15 protein-coding genes are annotated in these 15,816 nt (G+C 67.6%); 5 read left to right on the forward strand and 10 right to left on the reverse strand.

All coding sequences use genetic code 11. The features are described from left to right. Window positions 1-29: 29 nt before the first annotated feature. On the forward strand, window positions 30-1,361 hold the full coding sequence (locus AC1KAT_RS01380; protein WP_480322006.1) for a sensor histidine kinase: 1,332 nt from the start codon (window positions 30-32) through the stop codon (window positions 1,359-1,361). 63 nt (window positions 1,362-1,424) lie between these two features. On the opposite strand, the gene AC1KAT_RS01385 is transcribed toward AC1KAT_RS01380, so the two are convergent. The 9 genes from AC1KAT_RS01385 to AC1KAT_RS01425 form a co-directional block, all read right to left on the reverse strand. Continuing rightward, window positions 1,425-3,041 carry a DUF4139 domain-containing protein gene (locus AC1KAT_RS01385; RefSeq protein ID WP_480322008.1) on the reverse strand — a complete coding sequence of 539 codons (1,617 nt, stop codon included), beginning with the start codon at window positions 3,039-3,041 and terminating at the stop codon, window positions 1,425-1,427. 105 nt (window positions 3,042-3,146) lie between these two features. After that, on the reverse strand, window positions 3,147-3,572 hold the full coding sequence (locus AC1KAT_RS01390; RefSeq protein ID WP_480322009.1) for a hypothetical protein: 426 nt from the start codon (window positions 3,570-3,572) through the stop codon (window positions 3,147-3,149). A 27-nt stretch (window positions 3,573-3,599) separates the two neighbouring features. After that, entirely contained in the window at window positions 3,600-4,202 is a 603-nt protein-coding gene (locus AC1KAT_RS01395) for a tetratricopeptide repeat protein (RefSeq protein WP_480322011.1), read from the reverse strand. Between the two features lie 49 nt (window positions 4,203-4,251). Further along, the gene (locus AC1KAT_RS01400; protein ID WP_480322013.1) at window positions 4,252-5,934 is read right to left on the reverse strand and encodes a fatty acyl-AMP ligase; all 1,683 of its coding nucleotides are present in this window, start codon (window positions 5,932-5,934) and stop codon (window positions 4,252-4,254) included. Window positions 5,935-5,946: 12 nt separating this feature from the next. Continuing rightward, entirely contained in the window at window positions 5,947-6,948 is a 1,002-nt protein-coding gene (locus tag AC1KAT_RS01405; protein ID WP_480322015.1) for a hypothetical protein, read from the reverse strand. A 36-nt stretch (window positions 6,949-6,984) separates the two neighbouring features. Continuing rightward, window positions 6,985-7,548 (reverse strand): GNAT family N-acetyltransferase, encoded by a 564-nt coding sequence (locus AC1KAT_RS01410; RefSeq protein WP_480322017.1) that lies wholly within the window; start codon window positions 7,546-7,548, stop codon window positions 6,985-6,987. Between the two features lie 26 nt (window positions 7,549-7,574). Continuing rightward, entirely contained in the window at window positions 7,575-8,738 is a 1,164-nt protein-coding gene (locus tag AC1KAT_RS01415) for a cytochrome P450 (protein WP_480322019.1), read from the reverse strand. An 11-nt stretch (window positions 8,739-8,749) separates the two neighbouring features. Further along, window positions 8,750-9,805 carry a ferritin-like domain-containing protein gene (locus AC1KAT_RS01420; protein WP_480322021.1) on the reverse strand — a complete coding sequence of 352 codons (1,056 nt, stop codon included), beginning with the start codon at window positions 9,803-9,805 and terminating at the stop codon, window positions 8,750-8,752. 28 nt (window positions 9,806-9,833) lie between these two features. Then, window positions 9,834-10,121 carry an acyl carrier protein gene (locus tag AC1KAT_RS01425; protein ID WP_480322023.1) on the reverse strand — a complete coding sequence of 96 codons (288 nt, stop codon included), beginning with the start codon at window positions 10,119-10,121 and terminating at the stop codon, window positions 9,834-9,836. An 805-nt stretch (window positions 10,122-10,926) separates the two neighbouring features. Between AC1KAT_RS01425 and AC1KAT_RS01430 the strand changes: the two genes are divergently transcribed. The 3 genes from AC1KAT_RS01430 to AC1KAT_RS01440 all read left to right on the forward strand — a co-directional run bounded on the left by AC1KAT_RS01430 (window position 10,927) and on the right by AC1KAT_RS01440 (window position 13,325). Then, on the forward strand, window positions 10,927-11,499 hold the full coding sequence (locus tag AC1KAT_RS01430) for a hypothetical protein (protein WP_480322025.1): 573 nt from the start codon (window positions 10,927-10,929) through the stop codon (window positions 11,497-11,499). 123 nt (window positions 11,500-11,622) lie between these two features. Further along, a complete protein-coding gene (locus AC1KAT_RS01435; protein WP_480322027.1) occupies window positions 11,623-12,213 on the forward strand; it encodes a hypothetical protein in 591 nt (196 codons plus the stop codon). Window positions 12,214-12,413: 200 nt separating this feature from the next. Further along, window positions 12,414-13,325: a hypothetical protein gene (locus AC1KAT_RS01440; RefSeq protein ID WP_480322029.1), complete on the forward strand. Its 912-nt coding sequence runs from the start codon at window positions 12,414-12,416 to the stop codon at window positions 13,323-13,325. A 67-nt stretch (window positions 13,326-13,392) separates the two neighbouring features. On the opposite strand, the gene AC1KAT_RS01445 is transcribed toward AC1KAT_RS01440, so the two are convergent. After that, on the reverse strand, window positions 13,393-14,202 hold the full coding sequence (locus AC1KAT_RS01445; RefSeq protein ID WP_480322031.1) for a hypothetical protein: 810 nt from the start codon (window positions 14,200-14,202) through the stop codon (window positions 13,393-13,395). A 133-nt stretch (window positions 14,203-14,335) separates the two neighbouring features. On the opposite strand from AC1KAT_RS01445, the gene AC1KAT_RS01450 reads away from it, so the two are divergent. After that, complete coding sequence (locus AC1KAT_RS01450; protein ID WP_480322033.1) at window positions 14,336-15,805, forward strand: polysaccharide pyruvyl transferase family protein; 1,470 nt, start codon at window positions 14,336-14,338, stop codon at window positions 15,803-15,805. Window positions 15,806-15,816: the final 11 nt, after the last annotated feature.

Here is a 15,816-nt window from a genome sequence, read left to right on the forward strand (position 1 = left end):
CCGAAATCCTCGCCCCAGCACCCGCCGTCATGCCCCGCAGCCCGCTCAAGCTCAGCCTCTTCTGGCGCACCTTCTTTCTGCTGGCGCTGCTGCTGACGGGGGGCATCTTTGCCTGGGTGCAGACCTTCCGGGCGCTCGAATTCGAACCCCGCGCCGTGCAGGCCGCACAGCAGATCGCCAGCCTGGTGAACCTGTCGCGCGCCGGCCTGCAGCACGTGGACGGCATCAACCGCATCACGCTGCTGAAGTCGCTGAACTCGAAAGACGCGGCGGTGCGGGTGATTCCCCGCGAGCCGAGCGCCAAGGTCGAGCCCTTCGAAACCGACCGCTTCTCGCGCGCCATCGCACAAGAACTGCGCTCGCGGCTCGACCCCGACACCGAAGTCGCCTCGTCGGTCAACGACGAACACGGCCTGTGGGTCAGCTTCACCATCGGCCAGGACCGCTACTGGCTGCAGGCCGACCCCACGCGCGTGGGCGACATGTCGGGCAAGACCTGGGTGCTGTGGGTGACCATCGCGCTGCTCGCCACCGTGTTCGGCTCGGCCGCGGTCGCCCGACTCATCAACCAGCCGCTGCGCGATTTGTCTTTCGCGGCCAGCCGCATCCGCGACGGCGAGTACGAATCGCAACTCGACGAGAACACGCTCACCAGTGAAATTCGCCAGGTGAACATGGGCTTCAACCGCATGGCGCGCGAACTCGCCAAGGTCGAAGAAGACCGCGCGGTGATGCTTGCCGGCATCTCGCACGACCTGCGCACGCCCTTGGCCCGCTTGCGTCTGGAGGCCGAGATGAGCGTGGTCGACGAAGAAGCCAAGAAAAACATGGCGCTCGACATCGACCAGCTCGACGCCATCATCGACAAGTTCATGGACTACGCGCGCCCCGGCGAGGTCAAGCTGGTGCCGGTGCATGTGAGCAGCCTGGTCGAGCGCGAGATGATGGGCTTCCGCGACCCGAGCCAGATCCGCATCACCTCGCGGGTGGCGATCGACACCAAGGTGATGGCCGACGAGATCGAACTCGGCCGCGTCTTCCAGAACCTGTTCGAGAACGCCCGGCGCTATGGCCGCTCGACCGACACCGGCATCGCCCGCGTGCAGGTGAGCTACGCGCGCACCGGGCCCTGGGTGATCCTGAGCGTGCGCGACCACGGCCCGGGCGTCGCACCCGAAAAGCTCAAGCAGCTCACCACGCCCTTCTTCCGCGGCGACGCGGCGCGCACCGCCGCCACCGGCGCGGGCCTGGGGCTGGCCATCGTCGAAAAGGCCGTGCAGCGCATGGGCGGCAGCTTCGAGCTGGCCAATGCGCTCGACGGCGGACTGGTGGCGCATGTGCGCCTGAAGAAGGCGCCCTGAGGCAAAGCCCCCTCGCCCGGCGGCCCGCCTTCGGCGCAACCCGCCGATGAATGGCCGACGCGCTCAGCGCTCTTGCAAGCGCGCGTCTTTCGGGTGGCTGATGAGGTAGTCGGCCGCGACGCGCGTCGTTTGGCCTGCGGCCACATCGAAGCGCCACATCGCCAGGCCGGGCTGGCGGTTCCAGGCCAGCTCAGCCGGCTGAGGCGTGAACTTGGCCTCGACGCGCACCTGCTCGTCGATCGACACGGGCGCGGATTCGAGCAGCTCGACGCTGATCGACGTCTTGTGGCGGTTCTCGACCGCGTAGGCGCGCTGCACCTTGCGCTCGGTGCGGTTGCCGGCGAACCCGCCTGTGCCCAGGCTGTCCTGTTCGGGCTCGGCGACCACCCGCACAAGCTCGTCGCGCCCGAACGAGAGCGCGAGCCGTGGGCTCTCGGCCGTGGTCCAGCGGCCCTGACCCACAAAGGCGCCGTCGCGGTAGAGCTGCATCGCACCCACCGGCCACACCCCGGGCGGCACCGGCAGGTCGGCCATCAAGAACGCCGACGCATCGACGCGCGGGCTGCTGCGCACGAAGAGCCGGGCCGTGTCTTCGTGCTGGCCGAGCGCGATGGCCACACGCTGGCCGCTCGAGGGCACGTCGATGGGCTGGGGCACGCTGAACTCGGTGGCAAAACCTTGGTTGAACACGCCCACGTCGAACAAGGGCTGCGACGGGGACGCCTTGCGCTCGGCCATCACGGGCGCAGGGGCTGGGGCCATCGCGTAGGCCACGCGACCGGGCGACTCTTCGGCCCGTGGCGGCGGCGCGATGCCCAGGCGCCACGGCGCCGGCACGCGGCCGGCGGTCTCGCGGCGCGGCTGGCCGGTCGAGAGCAACAGCTTCACACCGCGCCAGTCTTCGCCGGTGGCCTGGGCCACGAGGGCCTGCCGCTCGATGCGAACTTTCTGCGTCGTCGTGTCGAGCAAGGCCCGGTAGGTCGGCGCCCAGCCGGGCCCGTGGATCTGGTAGCTCAGCGTCACCTCGGCATCGGCCGCGGCCGCCAGCGTCACCGTGACGGCGACGACCTGCTCGGCCGCGCCTTGGGCGCGGGTTCGTTCGGCCACCAGCGGCGCGAGTTGGCGGTCGAGATCGGCGGTGCGACGCACGATCTGCTGCCGCTTGAGCAAGGCTTCGTGCCCGGTGCGACGCAGCGCGTCGGCCACGCCGACGAGGTGTTTCGCGTCGAGCGCCGGCCGCGTGGCAGCGCCCTCGCGCTCGGCGCCCGACACGTCTTTCAGGTAGCTGGTGACGAGGCCCAGCGCTTCGGACTCGGCCTGCAGGGCGTCTTTCTGTTCTTCGAGTTCGCGGATGCGGGCGTCGAGCGGGTGGCCCGCGCAGCGCGGCGACAGCGCACGCGGTTCGGTGAGCACCGAGGTCTCGCCGATGCGCACGGCGGGCGGGGCCGAAACCTGCACGCTTTGCGCGTCAAGCCCCGCCGGCAGGCACACGAAGCTCAGCGTCTTGCTGCCCGCCGCCACCCGAGCGACCCGCTCGACGGTGGCACTGCCGGGGTAGACCTTGACCTGGGTGATGCGCGACTCGGGCGCCGGCGCCTGGGCCATCGCGCCCGGGGCCAGCAAAAGCAAACAGACAGCGCCCAGGCTCAGGCGCAGCGGAGGCAAGGGGAATGCAGACATGGATCGACCTTCAAGGGTGGGTGGTGACCCGAGGTGATACGTGCGGCGCCGCCGAATGGGGTGATTCGGGTGATCGACCCAGAAACAGCCACCCTGCGGCCCGGCTCAGGCCTCCGTCAGCGACACCAGCATCTCGGAGGCCTCTTCGACCGCACGCGCCAGGCCGGGGTCGGACGCCATCTTGTCCTGAACCGTATCGACCAGTTGGTAGAACATGGGGTCGTTGATCAGCCCCTCGCCGAGTTCGAACAGCAGCACCGACTCGATGAAGATGCGAAACGCCTTGCGCTTGCGGTCGGGGTCGGCCGGGTCGATGACCCGGATGCGCCGAAACACCAGCGAGGCGATCTCGTCGCGCTGGCTGCCCTGCACCGGGCTCTCGCCACCACGCTCTGGGGTGCGCGCCGGGGCCCGCGCGGCACCGGTCTCGGACGTGCGGGTGCGGTCAAGCTCCTTGGCGGCCGAGCGAATCGACGCCATCTGCCGCCGGATGAACAGGGCCACTTCCGTGGCGCCGAGGATTTGGGTCATGAACCGCTCCGCCGGTCGAGGCGATGGTCAGTGAAACGAGCCGCCGCGGTAGTTCGACAGCAGCACGTGCGACACGTCGGCGCTGCCCTCTTCGGTCGCGGCCTCTTCCTTGTTGGCCGTGCCGTCGCCTGACGCAGGCGGTTGCTGATCGAGCAACTCTTGGATCTTGCCGATCACCATCTCAATGTCGGCGTTGAGCGGGGGGTTCTCGGTGTTGAGCTTCTGGCCGGCCCGGAAGTGGTCGATGGCGTCGAGGAACTGGTCGCCGGCCATGGCGGTAAAGCCCAGCACGAAGGCGCGGAAGGCGTCGTTTTCGGGCAGCTGCAGCAGCGGCTGCCAGGTGATCAAGGCCATCGCGGCCTGGCCCGAGGTGAACTGCAGCAGCCCCAGCTGAAAGCGCGCCACGTGCAGGTCGGGCGCCAGCAGCACCGTGGCCGCGTAGGCCTGCATGGCTTCTTCGATGCGGCCGAGCTGGGCCAGTTCGGCGGCCAGCAGAAACGGCGGCACGGCGAAGCCGGGCTGCTCGTCCGCCGCGCGGCGGAACAGGTCGATGGCCTCGTCGCAACGGCCGTCCGCGCTCGCCGCCATGGCCTGTTTCAAGGTGTCGCCGAATTGGGAAGAGATGTCCATGGGGTGCCTCGGTGTGAAAGGTGAGGGTGAGGTGGAATCGTTCGATGCTTCACGCGCGCGCGCCGGGTTGGTCGGCGTACAAGACGTTCAGTTGATCGGACAGCAGGAGTTTCTTGCACAAAAAACGGCGGGCCTTGCCACTGGTCGTGCGCGGCAAGGCACCCGACGGCACGAAGGCGAGCCGGTCGATCGACACGCCCATGCGCGACACGACGCGCTCGCGCATCTGCAGCGCAAGGCGGCTCAGGTCGGTGGCCGCCACGCTGCGCGCGGCTTCGGCCACGACGAACAGCTGCTCGCCCTGCTCACCGCAGTCGGAAAAGGCCACGCAGAAGCCGCGGCGCTCGCCGCCGTCGCCCGACTCACAGGCGAACTCGATGTCTTGCGGGTGGAAGTTGCGGCCGCGGATGACGATGAGGTCTTTCAGCCGGCCGGTGATGCACAGCGCGCCGTCGCGCAGAAAACCCAGGTCGCCGGTGCGCAGGTAGGTGCGCGCCTCGCCGGCGCCGGCCACGCGCGCGCGGAAGGCCGCGTCACTCAATTCGGCCTGACCGAAGTAGCCCTGTGCCACGCTCGGCCCGGCCACCCAGACCTCGCCGACCTCGCCGTCGGCGCAGGGCTGGCGGTGCTCGGGTTCGACGATGCGCAGCACCGCGCCCGCCGGCGCCTGGCCGCAGGCGGGGCGCGAGGCGTCGGTCGAACGGCCCTCGCCGGCCCAATGCCCACCGCTGACGAACAGCGTCGATTCGGCCAGGCCGTAGCAGGGGTACAGCGCTTCGGGCCTGAAGCCGCAACCGGCGAACGCGTCGGCAAAGCGACGCAGGGTGCGCGTCTGCACCGGCTCGGCGCCGTTGAACGCCACGCGCCAGCTGGTGAGGTCGAGCCCGGCCTTTTCGGCGTCTGAGATGCGGTCCACGCAATGGTCGAAGGCGAAGTTCGGCCCGCCGCTGTAAGCGATGCGGTAGGTCGAAATCATCTGCAGCCAACGCGCCGGTCGCGCCAGGAAGGCAATCGGCGGCATCAGCACGCTGCAGATGCCCAGGTAGATGGGTGTCAGCACCAGCCCGATCAGGCCCATGTCGTGGTGCAGCGGCAACCAGCCGCCGGCCACCGTGTCGGCATCGACGGCGAAGGCCTCGGCGATGGCCAGCGCGTTGTGGGCGACATTGCCGTGGCTGACCATCACGCCCTTCGGGTCGCTGGTCGAGCCCGAGCTGTACTGCAGGAAGGCCAGTTCGTCGGGTGTTGGCTCTGAAGACGCCGTGACGCGCGTTGCGTTCGCGTCTTCGGCCGGGGCCAGCAGTTCTTCGGGCGTGACCCAATCAGGGTTCAGGCCGCGTTCGCGCAAGCCGCCTTCGAGCTGCTCGCGCAAGGCGGGGCTGGCCACTACGAGCGTGGGTTGGGCACTCGCGAGCACCGTCAGCGCCGTGGTCGCGGGCTTGCGCGCCGGCGGCGGCGACACCGGCACGGCCACCACGCCGGCCGCCAGGCAGCCCATGAAAACCGGCACGAACTGCTCGGCCGCAGACAAGAGCAAAGCGACACGCGCCTGCCGCTCGACCGACGCGCCGACACGCCCGGCCACCACGTGCGCTGCCGTGGCCAGCGCGCCAAAGCTCAGGCGACACGTCTCTTGCCCCAGCGCATCGAGAAAGATGAACGCCGTGCGCGCGCCCTGCCCCTCGGCATGCGCATGCAGCCGAGCGAGCAAGGTGGCGGGTGGCGTGTGCATCGGGGTCAAGGCTCAGGACGCGCGTTGTCCTTCGGCCCCGGGCGCGGTAGCCGCCATCGGCGACGGCCCGAACAGGCCTTCGAACATCACCGGGTACGAGTCGGGGTGCACGATGGGGTTGGAGTTCATCTCCAGGAACCACACTTGCTGGTCGGGCGCGATGATCGCGTCGATGGTGTACAGCGTGTTCTGGCGCAGGTCGGCCGGAATGCCCTTCCAAAAAATCTTGCCCGCGTGCACGAGCTGGTCCATCACCGGCGTGCCCTCGAAGCGATGCTTCACGTTCAGGTTGTCGAGCCGGCTGGGGTGCAGGGCCGAGAGGTACTTGAAGTCCACCAGCACCTTGCGGCCGGCCGGCACGACCTCGTCGAGCCCCGGAAAGCCGTCGAACTGCACCACCTGCGCGATCGCGTCCCACTCGACCGAGATGAACGACGAGCGGATGTTGTTGACCAGGTCGCGCACCGTGGCTTCGCCGTTGCCCTCGACGGTGACCATGGGCTTGGCCTCGATCGAGACCACCTGGTCGTTCCAGAACCAGATCTTGCCGATGTCGCCGCGAATGAACTGCTCGAAGTACTCGTCGTCGGCCAGCGGGCGGTACTGAAAGCCCGGGCGAAACGGCCCGTCGATGCCATTGCCGAACGACGACGCGCTCTTCTTGACGATCACGCCGACGTCGGCCTCTTCGGGCCGCTTGAAGAGCGCCGGCACGCGCAGGTTGTTGATGCGGCAGTACTGCTTGAAGAGCGTCTTCTCGTTCGACAACTCCCAGCGTTTGGTCGTGTAGTTGCGCCAGCCGATGAAGTGGGTCACCTCGGGGGTCAGCGCCGGCGTGTAGACCATCTTCGAGCCTTGCAGCACCACGTACTGCGGGTGCAGCAGGTGGTAGCGCCCGCGCCCCAGCACTTCGAGCCGGTTGGCGACGAAATCGACGTTGACGCGCAGGTTCAGGCGCTGCACGGCCGCAGTGACCGACCGCATGTGCGCGAGGATGTTCAGGTTGTAGGACATCGAAGCAGAAGGTTCGTGAATTCGGAGTGAGGGGGCTCAAGCGCGGCGACGGCGCGCGATGGTCTCGGCGATGTCGAGCATGCCGATCATGCTGAGCGGCGCGCCGACGAAGCGGCTGTCGTGGTACGCCCGGCCCACCGGCAGGAAGCCCACCGCCTGGTAGAAGGCCAGGCGCGACGAGTCGTCGTCGATGAAAAAGTCAGCCAGCGCATGCGAGGCCTGCAGGCCATCGGCCGCATGGCGGATGGCCTGGCGCATCAGCAGCACGCCCGCCGCGTGCCGGCGAAATTCGGGCAACACCACGAAGTTGCCCACCTCGACCAGCCGGCGACCTTCGCGCACGCCATCGAGGTTGCCGCCGGCCTCGCAGGGCAGGCCCAGCGCCGAGTCGGCGACGAGCTTCACCGCGCCCACGGTGACGCCTTCGAGGCGCGCCAGAAAGTAGGTGCTGAACGGGTCGAAGCGCTCGTCGTCCCACTCGCTGGCCTGTGCGTACTGGCGGCCCTGCTCGCTTTCGTAGACCTGGCGCTTCAGGCGCTTGGCCTCGTCGCGCTCGGCCGCCGTGGGCGCGAGCTGCACCTCGACGCAGGGTTGGGTCAACGAGTTCGAATCCACGCTCACAGCCATCACCACACCAGAGGGAGGCTCGACAGCCCCCGGAACAGAAAACTGCGCCGCCACTGCACGTGGTCGGGCTCGGCCAGACGCGCGTTGGGCAGCCGCTCGAACAGCACGCGCATGGCGATTTCAAGCTCCATGCGGCTGAGCTGCGCGCCCATGCAGTAGTGAACGCCACCGCCGAACGACAGGTGCCGGCAGTCCACGCGGTCGAGGTCCAGCTCGTGCGGGCGCTCGAACACCTCGGGGTCGCGGTTGGCCGCGCCCAGCGAGGGCAGCACCACCTCGCCCCTTCGCACGGGGTGCCCGCCGATGTCGGCGTCTTCGAGCGCCGTGCGACCCGAAAACTGCACCGAGGTGTCGAAGCGCATCAGCTCTTCGATGCCCTCGGGCGACAGGCCCGGCGTTTCGATCAACCGCGCACGCTGCTCGGGCCGCGAGGCCACCGCGTAGTAGGCATTGCCGATGAGGCCGGCTGTGGTTTCGTAGCCCGCGCGGAACAGCAGCACGATGTTGGAAAGAATCTCGCGCTCCGTCAGCCGGTCCTCACCGCTCGACGCCGCCATGAGGCTGGTGACGAGGTCGTGCGCCGACGGGTCGGTGCGCTGCGCCATCAGGTCCACGAAATACGACTCGAGAAATTCGATGCGCGCACTGGCCTCGCGCAGCTCTTCGGGCGTGATGGGCTCCAGGTCGAGCGCGCGGGCGCCGGCCGACGCGGCATAGAACCGGGGCCGGTCGGCCGCCGGCACACCCAGCAGCTCGAAGATGGCCAGCAGCGGCAGGTGGAAGGCGAAGTCGCTGACGAGGTCCATGCGGCCGGTGGCCTCCACCTTGTCCACCAGTTCGTGGGCGGCGGCTTCGAGCACCACCCGCAGCCGCTCGACGCTGTGCTTCGAGAACGCGCCCATCACGAGGTTGCGAATCCGCGTGTGCGTCGGCGGGTTCAGGTAGATCAGCATGCTCTGCGCCGAGCGGTGCACAGGCTCGTTCAGGTCGCCCTCGGCCGCGTCGCGGTTGAAGGCCTTGCCGAAACGCTTGTCGCGCAGCACCTGGGCCACGTCTTCGTGACGCGTCACGAACAGGTAGCCCGCGTCGGTGCGGAACAGCGGCGCTTCGCTGCGCAACTGGTCGTAGAGCGCGTACGGGTTCTGCAGAACCTGTGGTGACAAGGGTTCGAACTTCACGTGTTGATCTGCTCCAGGTGGCGCATGCCTTCGCTGACGACGGTGGCCTCGCGGCCCTGCCAGTCGCCGCCCGACTCGATCTCGGGCAGGTCGAGCCAGACCGCATAGAAGTGCCGCGTGCGGCGGGTGATCAAGCCCGCCTTGAGCAGCGCCGCCACCAGCGAGTGGAACAACTTGTGCGCGTTGCGCACCTGTTCTTGCTTTTCGCGGTTGCCGTAGGCCTCGCGCATGGCCTGCATGACCCAGGCCTCTTCGAGCCCGAAATGCCGGTACAGGTCGGCCTTTTCTCGCGGGTGGTTGAGGTTCTCGACCAGCACTTTGAAGCAGCGCAGCGCCCAGTCTTCGAGCTCGTTGCGCACGGCCTCGTCGAGCGCGGGCGCGTCTTCGTCGATCCACATCTTGCCCACGCGGTGGTGCAAGGCCTCGTCCACCATGACGAACTGGGTCAGCCGCTTCAGCAAAGGGTCTTCGGTGCTGGCGTGCAAGGTGGCGAACAGTCCCATCGCCATGCCCTCGACGATCAACTGCATGCCCACGATGCGCTTGGGCACGCTGGCAGCGCCGACCAGCTCGTCGAACAAGGCGGTCAGCGCGCGCGTCGCCGGAAAGGCCCGGCCCCAGCGCGCCGTCATGTAGCGGCTGAACGCGTGCACATGACGCGCCTCTTCTTTGGCTTGTGTCGAAAGAAACTCGGCTGCGCCCAGGTCGCGCAGTTGCCCGGCCAGGCCGCTCGACAGCGACAGCGCCGCCTGCTCGCCGTGCAAGATGCCCGACAGCCACCAGCGTGCCGACTGGTTCGCGAACTCGACATGCCGCGCCGCGCCGATGCGGTCGGCCACGGCCGAACCCAGCTCGGGCACCAGGCGCGCCGGCAGGATGGGCGTGTTCAGCATGTCGAACGGCGCCGCGTAGTCGAGGTAGCGCGCGTCGAGCGGGTTCCAGTGGTGGCGGTGCGAGGCTTCGATGTGGCGATCGAAATCGGGCGAGCGATCCGCATACCGCTGCGTGCACAGCAGGTCGTCGAACTGGCTCGCGATGGTGAATCGGCTCACGGGCGCTCCTCGGGGGTTGTGCGCGGCGTCAGGCAGCGGCCGGGGCCGATGCTGCAGCGGCGACTCGCCGCAGGCCCTCGGCCGCCAGAAAGTCGGCAAAGCTCTGCGGCGTGTCGTGGTTGAAAGGCTCGGTCAGGTCCAGCTTCCAGCCCAGCCAGTTTTCAAGCTCGTAGACCATCACCACGGCCTGGTACGAGTCGATGCCGAACGACTCGAACGCCGCCTCGGCGTGCACGTCGGCGGCCGGCAGGCCGGTCAGCCGTGCGACGTAGCTCGTGAGCCACTCGGCGGCTTCAGCCGCCGTCTTGGCGATCAACGGACCCTCGCCGGCCGCCCCAGTCGGGGCCGGGAGCGGGGAATTGGCGCAAGCAGTGGCGCAGCCGTCCTCGTGCAGGTTCATCCCTTTGCCCAATCAAAACGTCAAAAAAGAATGCCGTGCAGCACAAAAGCACTGCACGGCGCGGAGAGTTCGACGAAGCCCGGGCTCACCGGGCATGGCCCACGTGGGCATTGGGAAGCACCCCACCCACCTGACCAAACGCTTCGTTCACTCAATAGATCGCCAGAAACCCGAAATCGTTTAGTCATATCCGACAAAAATGCTTGGTCATAACTAAACGTTTCCAGCCCAACGCGGATGTATTGGTCGTCGGGGCTCCGCCCCTGAGACCAACAACAAACAAGCGTGCACCGCTCGGTGTGCACGGCATCCGCAGGGGGAACACGCGTGGCGCGAAGATGGCCTGCACCGAGCGCTCATCAGGCAGCATGCCGATGACAGCTATAGCGCAAGCCCTCGGATTGTCAGTTTCACGGGTGAGCCGCTTGGATTAGCCGCATGGAGGAAAAAGCGAGGTCCGCCCCTTGACCGCAAAGACCGATGACCGCGTTCGCATCAGCGGTTGAAAGAACAAGTGGGAAAAATGGCAAGCTCTGCGCAATGTCCCCCTCGTTGGCGGCCCTTGAGCAACGGGACGGTGACCCTTGCCTCGCGCCCTCACTCGCCCCGTTCGCCTACAAGCTCCACGGGTGATCACTGCGGATGCCTCTGCGATCATGACGCCGGCAAAATCAACCGATGTTTGCCAATGTTTGGCACCCGATTCGACCCTCTGCCGTCCATGCACGTCTACAACAAACGCCGCACCCCAGGCGCCGACCCCAGCACGCCGGGTTCGCTGAACCTGCGCGTGTCGGGCTTCGCTCGGCAGCAGGTGGTGACGGTGGCGCAGGTGGTGCAGGCGATCGACGTATTGCCGGGCTTTCACCTCGAAGGGCTGAACAAGATCGTCTATGCGCCCGAGTTTTTTTTGTTCGACCCGTACGAGGCCTACTACCTGGGCACGTGGGGCGTGCGCTTGGGTGAGTTCAACCAGCGCGAGCGCGCGGTGTACGTGGGCGACTTTCAGACGCGTGCGCAGTTGCACAACATCTTGTTCCACGAGATCGGGCACTTCGTGTTTTTTCTGATCATCAGCAGCACGGTGAAAAAGCACTGGGTGACCGAGGTCTCGCGCTCGGCCGATTGCATCACCGCCTATGCCAGCCGCAACACGTCGGAAGACTTCGCCGAAACGTACTCGGCGTTCGTGCAAGACCCTGAAGGCCTGAAGAACCTCATTCCGGCCAAGTACGAGTTCATGCGCGACCTGGTGTTCTCGGGCCACCCGAGCACACTCAAAGAGCGGGGGTGAGCGCCCTGCCCTGGCCTTCGCTTCTTTTTCAACCGATGCCACCCGTCCTGAGGCTTGCAAGCCCGCCCAGCCCACCGCAGCATCACGCGGTTTACCCGTCACCCCACCCTTGAGTTTGTTGTCATGAGCACCTTTGCCCGCCCCAGCACGCGATGCGCGAATCGCATCGCCCCCCGCCTTCAGGCCTTGTTCGCCCTTGTCGGCCTGTGGGCCCTGTCGGGCTGCACGACGCTGCTGCCGCTCGATTCGCCGGTCGCCACGCCGGTCAATCAGCAGCTGGCGCTGTCGGCCGGGCTGCGGCCGATGTCGATGGGTGAGTTCTTGCCCAACAAGCCGTCGGTGGACCCGTTCACGCAAGAAGGCACGAGCGAAGAGTCGCTGGCGCGCGAGGCGCAGTACCTGAAAGACAACCTCAACGTCGAGTTGAAGGCCGCCGGCCTGCTGAACACGGGCTCGCACCGGGTGGTGTCGGCCCTCGTGACCGACAGCCAGATGCGCGCCGGCCAAGGCAGCCTGGCCGCACGCTTCACGCTGGTGGACGCGCGCGACGGCCAGGTGCGCTACGAGCGCGAGTTGCGCGTGAGCGCGACCTGGGCCCCGGCGCTGGGCAACGTGGGCGCGCAGTGGACGGCCAAAGAGCACATGGCCCTGTACCGCCAGCTCATCGGCCAGTTGTTCAGCGACCCGGCCTTCCGCGACGCGACGCGCGGCTGAGACCCCTCGCGCCCGGCCCCGGGCACAGCAGCACAAAGCGGCCCCTCTTGCAGGGGCCGTGTCACATGTCACACAGGCCCGGTCAGATTTGGGCCGCCGACTAAACACCGCGCGAAAAAGCGGGATGTATTGAACAGGTGCGCGCGCATCAGGCCGCACCGCCGCTTCCAGTCGGCATCGTTCACCCTCGCCCACTTCCCATGCAACGCAAGTTCTACCTCGCCGAAGTTCCCGATGAACTGGCGGTCATGCACTACATCCGCTCGAAGACGAATTTCGACGAGCTGAAAACGAAGATCCAGCCCAAGCGCAAGTACCCCGACATCTTTCTGGTCGGGGGCATCGAGGTCGATCTGCCCCGCATGGCGCAGACCATCGAAGAGATTCACCAGGTGCACGGGCTCTTTCCGTGGAGCACCAAAGAAGGCGCGCTGCACGGCTACCGGGGTTTTTCGCTGATGTGCGACCCCGACCACCAAGACGGCCTGCCCCTGCACCAGGCCACGCTGGGCACGCCCAAGAACGCGCGGCTCGACTTCTCGTACTCGGTGAACGGCGGGCACCAGAAGCTCAAGCACAGCTACATGGACAGCTACGCCTTCCGGCAGCCGACCGAGGCGTCGAAGCACGGCTACCTGGGCGAGCTGCTGAGTCAGTTTCCGCGCACGCGGGTGCGCAGCCGGGTGGCGACGCTCTTCGCCGAATACTTCTTCGAGCAGACGGGGCGCTTCACCTTTGGCTGGCACCGCGACGAGCCGGTGTTCGAGAACCTGCGCATCAACATCCCGATCACGTCGTCAGACGAGTTTCGATTTCAGCTCGACCCGGTGGGCTCGCCGTCGCACATCCCGCCGCCGGGCACGCCCTTGATCGACATCCATCTGCGGCTGGGCAACATCTACAGCTGGGACAGCCACAAGCCGCACCGCATGTATTGCACGCGCGAGACGCCGAACAGCCGCACCAACATCGTGTTGGGCTTCGCGCCGTGGATCGACTACCTGCCCGAGGAAGAGGCCTGGGTGCTGAACGACTACTACGGCGAGATGCACCCCTTCGACATGTTGCACGAGGGGCACATCCACCCGAAGGCGTACATCGAGGGCGTGTGATTTCGCCCCGGCGCGGCCTTCACGGGGCCCGGGCGCGGCCGGGCCAGGCCGGCGGCCCCGGCTGAGGTCAGGCCGCCTGGGCCGACTGTCTTTGGGGCCGCTCGGGGTTGCCCGTCAGCGCCTCGCGCAGCTCGCGCGTGAACACGCCGTCCACCCGCAGCGTCCAGGTCATGGTGGGGCCGGCGTCGGCGCCGTGCACGTCGAAGCTGTTGAACCAGGCGGCGTTGCCTTTGACGTAGTGGCGCTCGCCGGTCTCTTCGTTGAGCACATACAGGCTCTTGGTGTGCTCGACGCTCGGGCGGATCCAGATGAACTCGGCCTTGTGCGCATGCTTGGCAACGTAGCCCTTCTTGGTGGGCGAGCTGTGCATGTCGGAATGCTCGACCACGTTGCAGTTGTGCTCGTTGACGAAAAACATCGCGCGCCCGAACGACTCGAAGGGCAGCGCGGAGATCCACCTCACCAGCTTCGGAAAGTGCTTGGCGTTGGCCGTCCATGCGGCCTGGTCGGCACGGTGGATGTCGAGGTAGTGGCCGCCCTGGGCCGCGCGCAGGTAGACGCTGCTGCCGGGGTTGTAGAGCCCGTAGCGCAGCTTCAGGTAGATGCGCCGCTGGTTGGTGGTGAGCGTACCGAACACTTCGCGCAGGTAGGTCGCATCGGGGTGCGGGGCTTCGCCGGCCCAGTGGGTGTCGATGCCGTTTTCGAGCGCGAACAGGTCACGCGCCAGTTCTTTGTCGTAGATGCCGGGGCCGAACGAGCAGACGTCCCACTGGCTTCTGGCCAGGCCGATGCGGCACTCTTCGATCAGGTCGTTGAAGCCCGCCACATCGACGTGCGGGTCGAGGTCGATGACGGGTTGGCCGTTGATGCCTATCACGAGGGGCTCCTCCTGCGTTTTGAACCGGCGTGATTCTGAAGCACAAGCAAGGCTTCGTCTTTGGCGACAACCCCTGCTCGGCTACAGTGCCCGGCCACTTGTTTCAACGCACGTCCCACCCGCCCGAGACGCCATGTTTTCAAGCGATGCCATGCGGTTCGCGCTGTCGCCGGACCCCGACGCGACCTTCTGCGAACAGCTCGACCAGTTGCTGGCCCAGACGTCGCAGCACAACCGAGCCTCGAACCCCACAGCCCCCGGCGCGCGCGACTGGGTCGCACAGCCCTTCTCGCCCCTGCTGCTGGGCTACACCGGCCAGGGCAACGTGGGCGCCGACGTTCGGGTGCGCGAGATGGTGCGCCAGCTGCACACGCTCTTCAGGCCCGGCACGCTGCGCCTGCAGCTGGGGGTGATGGGCGACGTGAGCGGCGACCCGGTGCTGGGCCCGCTCGACGCGGTGCCGCTCGCGGCCTACTTCACCGACTTTCTGCGCCAGCAAGGACCGCGCTTCGACGGGGTCATCGCCTGCGAAGGCTCGATGTTCACCTCGACCTTTTCTGACGTGCTGAGCGCCACCTTCGCCGGCGGCCTGGGCTACGCGGCCCGGCGCGGGCAGCTCGCGGTCGGCTACGGGGCCGAGGCCGGCGCCATGAGCGCAGGGCTGAAGGCCTTTGTGACGCGCGCTTGCGAAGGCGCGCTGCTGGTGGCGCGCAGCGGCGAGAGCCAAGCCCTGCTGGGCGCGATGGGCCTGCGCGTGGCGCGTGGGGCCGACCCGGCCTGGACCTTCGAGCCCTCGGCCCAGGCCAGCGCCAACGCCCGCACGGCCTTGCAAGCCCAGGGCTGGGACGGCCAGCAGCCTGCGGTGGCCGTGTGCCCCATCAACCCCTTTTGGTGGCCAGTGCGGGTGGACATGGCCAAGACACGCGCCCTGCAGACGCCCGGCGACCACGCCGAGCTGCGCGACCTGCACTACCGCGGCGTGTTCTTCCACACCACCTCGCCCGAGCGCGAGGCGCAGTACGCGCGCTACCTCGATGCGCTGGCACAGACCGTAGCCACGCTGCGTGCCAGCGGGCGCTTCGTGTTTCTCGTGGGCATGGAACGGCTCGACGCACGCGCCTGCGCGCACCTGAACCAGCACCTGCCCGCACCCGCGCCTGCCTTCTGCAGCGGCGACTTCACGCCCGACGACATCGTCGGCCTGCTGCGCAGCGCCTCGCTGGTGGTGACCTCGCGCTTTCACGCGGCGGTGCTGGCGCTCGGCGGCCTGGTGCCCACCATCGGCATCGCTCTCGACTCGCGCATTCACAACCTCTTCGCCGAAGCGGGGCTGGGCGAGTGGTTCACGCGCTGCGACAGCCCCTCACTGCATGACGAGCTGACGCAGAAGATCCAGGCGCTTGCCACGGCAGAGGTTTCATCGGCGTACCGGCGGCTGCTGCGGCGGCAAATTCAGGGCATTGGTGAGATGGGCCGCGTGCTCGCAGACGAGTTGCGCCGGGTGTTGCCCGATGCGCCGCTGGCCCCGTTGGACGGCACGTGGCAGGCCCACCTGCCCCCGCTGTCACCGCGTCTCGCGGCGGTGGTGCATTCGGCCGATTGAGCGCGGCGCGG

It is taken from the genome of Piscinibacter sp. PDB5-1 (genome assembly GCF_056676035.1).

Bases quoted from the DNA above. Each gene is read 5' to 3' on its own strand.
- AC1KAT_RS01380 (WP_480322006.1), top strand. From the start codon at position 30: ATGCCCCGCAGCCCGCTCAAGCTCAGCCTCTTCTGGCGCACCTTCTTT.
- AC1KAT_RS01385 (WP_480322008.1), bottom strand. From the start codon at position 3,041: ATGTCTGCATTCCCCTTGCCTCCGCTGCGCCTGAGCCTGGGCGCTGTC.
- AC1KAT_RS01390 (WP_480322009.1), bottom strand. From the start codon at position 3,572: ATGACCCAAATCCTCGGCGCCACGGAAGTGGCCCTGTTCATCCGGCGG.
- AC1KAT_RS01395 (WP_480322011.1), bottom strand. From the start codon at position 4,202: ATGGACATCTCTTCCCAATTCGGCGACACCTTGAAACAGGCCATGGCG.
- AC1KAT_RS01400 (WP_480322013.1), bottom strand. From the start codon at position 5,934: ATGCACACGCCACCCGCCACCTTGCTCGCTCGGCTGCATGCGCATGCC.
- AC1KAT_RS01405 (WP_480322015.1), bottom strand. From the start codon at position 6,948: ATGTCCTACAACCTGAACATCCTCGCGCACATGCGGTCGGTCACTGCG.
- AC1KAT_RS01430 (WP_480322025.1), top strand. From the start codon at position 10,927: ATGCACGTCTACAACAAACGCCGCACCCCAGGCGCCGACCCCAGCACG.
- AC1KAT_RS01435 (WP_480322027.1), top strand. From the start codon at position 11,623: ATGAGCACCTTTGCCCGCCCCAGCACGCGATGCGCGAATCGCATCGCC.
- AC1KAT_RS01440 (WP_480322029.1), top strand. From the start codon at position 12,414: ATGCAACGCAAGTTCTACCTCGCCGAAGTTCCCGATGAACTGGCGGTC.
- AC1KAT_RS01450 (WP_480322033.1), top strand. From the start codon at position 14,336: ATGTTTTCAAGCGATGCCATGCGGTTCGCGCTGTCGCCGGACCCCGAC.